Genomic DNA, 6794 nt, shown 5'->3' with positions numbered 1-6794 from the left:
TACCCCAGGATGGGACGGTACGTACAATGGTAATATGTTACCATCGAGTGACTACTGGTTTAGAGTAGAGTACACAGAACAAGAAGTAAGAAAAGAAATAAAAGGACATTTTACCTTAAAGAGATAAGATAGAATTAGATTAAGAAAACTATGAAAATTAAAAAGACCTACATTGTATTATTCCTGCTATTAAGCCAATTTGCGTTTTCTCAAGACGGAATACCTTTATATCAAGAATATCTTAGTGATAATCTATATATATTACATCCATCCATGGCGGGTGCTGCAAGTCATAATCAAGTGAGATTGACAGCAAGGCAGCAGTGGTTCGATCAAGATGAAGCTCCTAATTTACAAACCTTGAGTTTTAATGCCAGAGTGGGAGAACGAATAGGATTAGGAGGAATCGTTTATAGTGATAAGAATGGATTTCATTCACAATCTGGTGGGTACCTTACTTTTGCATACCATTTAATGTTTTCTAGAACAGATGCAGATTTAAATCAATTGTCTTTTGGTTTAAGTGCAGGGTTATCTCAAAATAGATTAGATGAATCTACATTTGCTACTTCTTATCCAGACAATGATAATTTTGATCCAGCTATTTCATTAGGTGGAATTGAGCAATCTAGTTCTTACTTTAATATAGATGCAAGTTTGTCGTATAACTTTTTAAATTTTTCATCTCATTTCACTGTAAAGAATTTAATATTTCAGAATAGAGACTTATACGATCCTCGAAATGAGTCAAACAATCAAAGGCGTTATTTAATTTCAGCGGCTTATGCTATAGGTAGCTACGGCTCTACGTGGAGTTATGAGCCATCATTTTTGTTTCAATTTTCTGAAGCAACGGGTGAGCAAGCATTTGATGTAAACTTTAAGGCATACCGAGAAATGGATTTTGGTAAATTATGGGGAGCATTGTCATACAGAAGAAGTTTTGATGGTGCGGAGTTTATAAGTACAGGTCAAATTGACGCACAAAAGCAACAATTGATAACTCCAGTGATAGGAGTTAATTATAAACAATTTGTATTCGCATATACGTATAGCATACAACTTGGTGAAGTGAAATTTGCAAACGGTGGTTTTCATCAAATAACATTAGGGTATGATTTCTTAGGGAATAGACCTGAACCATATGACTGTAATTGTCCAGCAGTAAATTAATTAAAAAGCCTCTTTTAAAGAGGCTTTTTTAATGGAATAATATTTTTTAATTTAAAACAGTTCTTGAGTAAGATCGAACTTTCAGTTAGCAAATGGTTATTTTAAATGAGTAAACTAGGTAAATTGATGTGATTAAATTTATGATTAGGGAATAGTGTATTTTTTATCCTCTTATAATGTATGTATGTTTACTTTTTAAATTATTATGAATAAATTAGTAATAGTCTTTTTTATGCTTTCATTACTCACCTTTAGTGTTAATGGACAGGTGAAAAAATATTCAGAAAATACATTTCGGCTAAAGGGTAAAGTGCTTGAGAAAGATTCAAATGCACCTATCTTTAAAGTAAATGTTGAGATAGAAGGCGGTGATTATACCACAACTATTGCAGATGGTTCATTTATTATTAATGCAAGTTTAGGTGACAACTTAGTTATCAAAAGTGATGCGTTTAAAACAGTGTATTACGAAGTAAACACCAAAGAAAATGTCACTATTTTAGTTGAAAGCCAATTACATTTAACTAAAACTAATAAGAGGAGATTTAATAGTCAAAATAATTTTATTGTTTATTTAGATTCAGCAAAGTTTTTCTCTAAGCGGGATGCAGAAAAAAGTATAGAGTACATAACAAAAGCACTACAAAGTGATACAGGAAAAACGCCTACTGCACTACAAAAAAGTCTAGCTTTTGAAACCCTTGGAGATACTTACATGTTTTGGCAACTTTATGATTTAGCAAGTGAAAATTATAAAAGAAGCATTGTCAATCAATCAACAAATAGAAGAAATATAAAATTGGCTGTTTCTTTTACTAAAAATAAAAACTACCAAGAAGCAATTTCACTTTATAAAATTCTACAACAAAAAACGCTTACAGAAATTCAAAAAATAGCCGTGTTTGAAGGATTGGGAGATATATACACTGCCATAGGCGAAACAAACACCGGTATTTCTAATTTTAAAAAAGCATTAAAAATAGCCTCTGAAAATGATTTTAAACCCTCTGTAATAGATTTAAACTCTAAAATAGCTGTCGCATATTCGCAAAGCGGAAATAAACAAGATGCAAACAATTACTTCGGAAATTCACTGGACTTGTCAAAAAAAGAAAGTCCAAAACGTGCTACCGAAGAGAAAAATAAAGTAGCAGATTTTTATAATCTAAATGGTGAATACGAAAAGGAGATTGAGCTTAGAGAAGAAACATTGACCGAAGTTGAGAATATATCAAAGAATGATGAAAGTATTGAAGACAATCCGGCACTTTCACCACAACGTCAAAATTATAAAATAGCTAATGCTTTTATTGGTCAAGAAAAATATGCAGAGGCAATCCCATACTTAGAGCGAAGTATTGAAGAAGCTGATGAAAAAGCAGATTTATATGTTGAAAAAGATGCAAGACGAAAATTGTCTGAAGTATATAGAGACATAGGTGAGTTTGATAAAGCGGCAGAAGGTTATGAGCGCTATGTTGAAGTTGTTGATGAGCTTTACATTAAAAAGGAGCAAGAAATTTCACAAGCGGCAAGATTTTCTCGCGAAATTTTAACGAAACAAAACAGAATTGCAGGTCTTGAAAACGAACGCGAATTAAATGAGAGTAGATATAAATTAGCATTTGAAAATCAAGAACTCATTGAGACAAATAATCGTACCCAACAATGGATTATTGGTTCATTAATAGTGATTGCTTTATTGTTGTTATTTACAGCATACACTCAATTTAAAAACATCAAGCAGCAAAAGTTTGCAAATAATTTATTAGCACTTAAATCACTGCGTTCGCAAATGAATCCACATTTTATTTTTAATGCTTTGAATTCGGTTAATAGTTTTATTGCTACAAATGATGAACGAGCAGCAAATAAATATTTGAGTGAATTTTCACAATTGATGCGTTCGGTTTTAGAGAATAGTGAAGAAGATTTTATTCCGCTCACTAAAGAAATTGAATTGCTTGAAATTTATACAAAGCTAGAACATTTCCGTTTTAAGGATAAGTTTGATTATGCAATAAATGTAGACGAAAAATTATTACATGATGATTTTGTTATACCCCCTATGTTGTTGCAACCCTATGTTGAAAATGCTGTGTGGCATGGATTGCGATATAAAGAAGAGCGTGGACATTTGGTTATTGACTTTAAGAAAGTTAATGATTCAACAGTAAAAATTACTATTGAGGACGACGGAATAGGAAGAGCAAAATCTGCAGGTTTTAAAACCGAAAATCAAAAAAAGCAAAAATCAAAAGGGATGGGAAATATAAAAAAACGAATTTCTATCCTTAACGAAATGTATAAAGATAAAGTAGATGTAACTATCACCGATGTTCAAGAAAATACCGAAGGTACACGCGTAGTCCTTATGGTAAAAAAAGATTAATTTTTAAACAAGTTGTATGAATTTGAACGCAATAATTGTAGAAGATGAGGAAACAAGTAGGGAGATTCTACGCAACTATATTGCTAAATATTGCCCAAAGGTGACTATTAAAGGAGAGGCAAGCAACGTAGAAGAAGCACTCATACTTATTCGTAACCATGAATTAGATTTAGTTTTTCTTGACGTAGAAATGCCCTACGGAAATGCTTTTGATTTGTTAGACAAAGTAGGAGACCGCCAGTTTGAAACCGTTTTTGTAACGGCATACAATCATTATGCTATTGATGCTCTAAATGCCCATGCTGCATATTATTTGCTTAAACCCATCTCTATTGACAAACTCATAGAAGCGGTGGATTACGTTGCCGAAATAAAACAAAAAGAGAATGAATTACAGGATGTCGTTCTACAACCTAAAGTTAATCAAGTAGCCGGTAAAATTACAATACCCCTCCAAAACGGATTTGAGGTTCTTCAAATAAACGATATTTTATATTGTCAAGCAGATGATAATTATACAAATATTTACGTTGGTGATAAAAAGAAACTCGTTAGCAAAACACTCAAATACTTTGAAGATATTTTAAAAGAAAATGGTTTTGCACGCGTTCATAAATCATATCTAGTAAATGTCAATGCAGTTGTAGAATATAAAAAGGGAAAAGGAGGGAGCGTAGTCTTATCTAACGGAAAGCAAGTAATGGTAAGTCCATCTCGCAAAAAGGAGTTGTTATCTTTCTTTGGTTAAAATATTCTTTAAAATTTCTTCGGAAATATTAGACAACCATTTAATCTGCTAAAAATTTAGATTTGTAATATTTATCTTGTTTTTATACAAATTTAATAGTAATGCTAGGGTATCAGTTTTCGAATTACTGAAAAATTCAAGGCAAGGTTCCGTTTCCGAAGTATTTAAAAGTTTATTTTCTATTAATAATCTTTGTGTATGTCTAGCTACAGCGCCACCACTATCAATAATTTTCACACTTTTAGGGAGTAATTTTACTAGTTGCGGAATTAAGTATGGATAGTGGCTACAACCTAAAACTAGGTGGTCAATGTTTACAGCTATCATGGGGGCTAAAAGCTTTTGTAAAAGCGCTGTCATTTGAGGGCTTTTTAGAGCTCCTTTTTCTATGAGTGGCACTAATCCTTCTCCTATGACCTCTACAACTTTTAAATCCTTTGCAAATGCTTGTGATGTTTTGTGAAACAATGCGCTGCTTAGTGTGCCTTTTGTGGCTAGTATACCTATGCTTTTTGTAGTTGTTTGTAACGCGGCTGGTTTAATTGCTGGTTCAATACCTATAATTTGCACATTGTAGTTTTTTCTTAGATAATCTATCGCATTTGTAGTTGCAGTGTTGCAAGCAACGACGATTATTTTACATCCCATTTTTAATAACTGTTCTGTATTTTTAATAGAGAGTTGGAGGATTTCTTGGGCAGATTTATACCCGTAAGGTGCGTTTCTACTATCTGCTAGATAGATAGTGTTTTCAAATGGAAGTAAGGCATGTATCTCTTTCCAGATGGAAGTACCGCCTACACCAGAATCAAATATACCTATGGGAGCCTCTTTATTCATTATTGTAAAGATAATGTTTCGGGTTTTAGGTATTTGTTTTGTGTGAAAATTATTTAAGAACGTAGGTTTTAAAATCTTTAGAAATTTTTCTAATGTTTAAAATTTCAGAATAAAAAAATCCCAAACCACTTATAGTGAATTGGGATTTTAATTTTATGAGATTAGGGGGTATTAAATTCCTAATTCCTTTTTAACGTCATTTATTAAGTCAAAACCATCAGCAAGGATTACTCCGTTACCAGTTGCAGAGTCAAGAACATACTGATATCCTTTAGCTCTTGCTACTTTTTGAATTGCTGTACGTGCTTTTTCTAGAATAGGCTGATACACATCAACTTCTTTCTTTTGAAGGTCTTGTAAAGCTTGTTGTCTGTATGCAGCGATGTTACGCTCCATGCCTTGTACTTCTTGTACGCGCTTTGCATTTTCTTCATTTGTTTTAGTAGTTTCTTCGCTACCGTATTGCTTAACTTTTGCTTCAAACTCTTTTACCATGTCTTTGATAGAAGTGTCGTATGTTTTTTGCAGTTTTTCTAATTGATTTTGTGCTGCTTTCATTTCTGGCATTGCTTCAACTAACGCTTGAGTGTCGATGTGAGCTGTCTTTGACTGAGCGTTCATAAAACTTGTAGCTCCTACAAAAAGTACTACTGCTAAGAATAATGATTTCATTGTTTTCATTGTAATTGTATTAAATTAAGTGTTATATAAAATTTAGGTTACTATTTTTTTAATTTCCTCCTTCTCCGTCAGGTAAGCCTGGCGCTCCATTACCACCTTCACTGTTGGTATTACTTTCTGGTGGCCAAGGTTGTCCTGCTCTTACTGCTTTTATTGAGTCTCTTACACGTTGTCTCTTGGCTAAAAGTCTAGCTCTCTTTGCGTCATACTCAGCTTTTTTAGCAGCTCTTATAGAATCACGTTCTCTTTTACGTTCGTCCATAATTTGTTGACGAGCACTTTTTTTAGCTTCATTTTCAACTTCTCTTTTTGTAACTTCTTTATCTTCCTCCATAGAAAGATCATCACGTTGCTGTATTTCTCTTTTCTCTCTTTTATTTACGGCTTCTTTTCTTTTTTCTGCTCTGTTAATGCTTCTTAAAACGATGTCGCTTATATCATTTCTTTCTGCAGCAAAAAGCATTACCACATCTGCAGATTTGTCAAAGATAAAATCGTATTTTTTTCCTTCAGCTACTTCTTGAACAATATTAAAAACTTGGTCTTGAATAGGTTGCACTAATTGTCTTCTTTGAATAACTAAATCCCCACCTGGACCAAAACGATCTTGTTGATATTTAATCATTTCGTCGTCTTTAATTTTAATTTCCTCTTCACGTTCTTCAATAAGTTCTTTAGTCAAAAGAACACGCTCGTTTGTAAGATTCAATTTCATTAAATCAACTTCTTTTTGCTTTTTTTCAATATCTGATTTCCAGCGTTGCACTTTCCCGTCTAATTGAGTAGATGCTTCTTTGTATTCTGGAACATTTTCAAGAATATATTCCATATCAATATACCCTATGCGCACACCTCTTTGGGCTTGTGCTGCAAATGTAACAGTCATTAAAGTGATCGCTAAAAGTAAAAATTGTTTAGTTTTCATAGTGATGGTTATGGTTAAGAAAATATCGTGCCAAA

General features: G+C 32.8%; 7 protein-coding genes. 4 read left to right on the top strand and 3 right to left on the bottom strand.

Features of this window, described 5'->3' with window-relative positions; translation table 11 throughout:
* The 4 genes from GB234_RS14540 to GB234_RS14525 all read left to right on the top strand — a co-directional run.
* Nucleotides 1–127, top strand: a 127-nt coding sequence (locus tag GB234_RS14540; protein WP_151895171.1) for a T9SS type B sorting domain-containing protein, incomplete at its 5' end; no start/stop codon positions are given.
* Nucleotides 128–150: 23 nt separating this feature from the next.
* Nucleotides 151–1173, top strand: a complete 1023-nt coding sequence (locus tag GB234_RS14535) for a PorP/SprF family type IX secretion system membrane protein (protein WP_151895308.1) — start codon at nucleotides 151–153, stop codon at nucleotides 1171–1173.
* A gap of 205 nt (nucleotides 1174–1378) precedes the next feature.
* Entirely contained in the window at nucleotides 1379–3565 is a 2187-nt protein-coding gene (locus tag GB234_RS14530) for a histidine kinase (RefSeq protein WP_151895307.1), read from the top strand.
* Nucleotides 3566–3581: 16 nt separating this feature from the next.
* Nucleotides 3582–4313 carry a LytR/AlgR family response regulator transcription factor gene (locus GB234_RS14525; protein ID WP_151895306.1) on the top strand — a complete coding sequence of 244 codons (732 nt, stop codon included), beginning with the start codon at nucleotides 3582–3584 and terminating at the stop codon, nucleotides 4311–4313.
* A 48-nt stretch (nucleotides 4314–4361) separates the two neighbouring features.
* Here the strand turns inward: GB234_RS14525 and murI are convergent, their stop codons facing one another.
* From murI to GB234_RS14510, 3 genes are all read right to left on the bottom strand, one after another.
* Entirely contained in the window at nucleotides 4362–5153 is a 792-nt protein-coding gene (gene murI / locus GB234_RS14520; protein ID WP_151895305.1) for a glutamate racemase, read from the bottom strand.
* A gap of 171 nt (nucleotides 5154–5324) precedes the next feature.
* Entirely contained in the window at nucleotides 5325–5834 is a 510-nt protein-coding gene (locus GB234_RS14515; RefSeq protein WP_151895304.1) for an OmpH/Skp family outer membrane protein, read from the bottom strand.
* A gap of 49 nt (nucleotides 5835–5883) precedes the next feature.
* Nucleotides 5884–6759, bottom strand: coding sequence for an OmpH family outer membrane protein (locus tag GB234_RS14510; RefSeq protein ID WP_151895303.1), 876 nt, complete (start codon nucleotides 6757–6759; stop codon nucleotides 5884–5886).
* Nucleotides 6760–6794: the final 35 nt, after the last annotated feature.

Origin of the sequence: Patiriisocius marinistellae, from assembly GCF_009014635.1 — a bacterium.
Classification (GTDB): Bacteria; Bacteroidota; Bacteroidia; order Flavobacteriales; family Flavobacteriaceae; genus Patiriisocius; species Patiriisocius marinistellae.
This window is presented reverse-complemented; position numbering and strand designations above follow the sequence as displayed.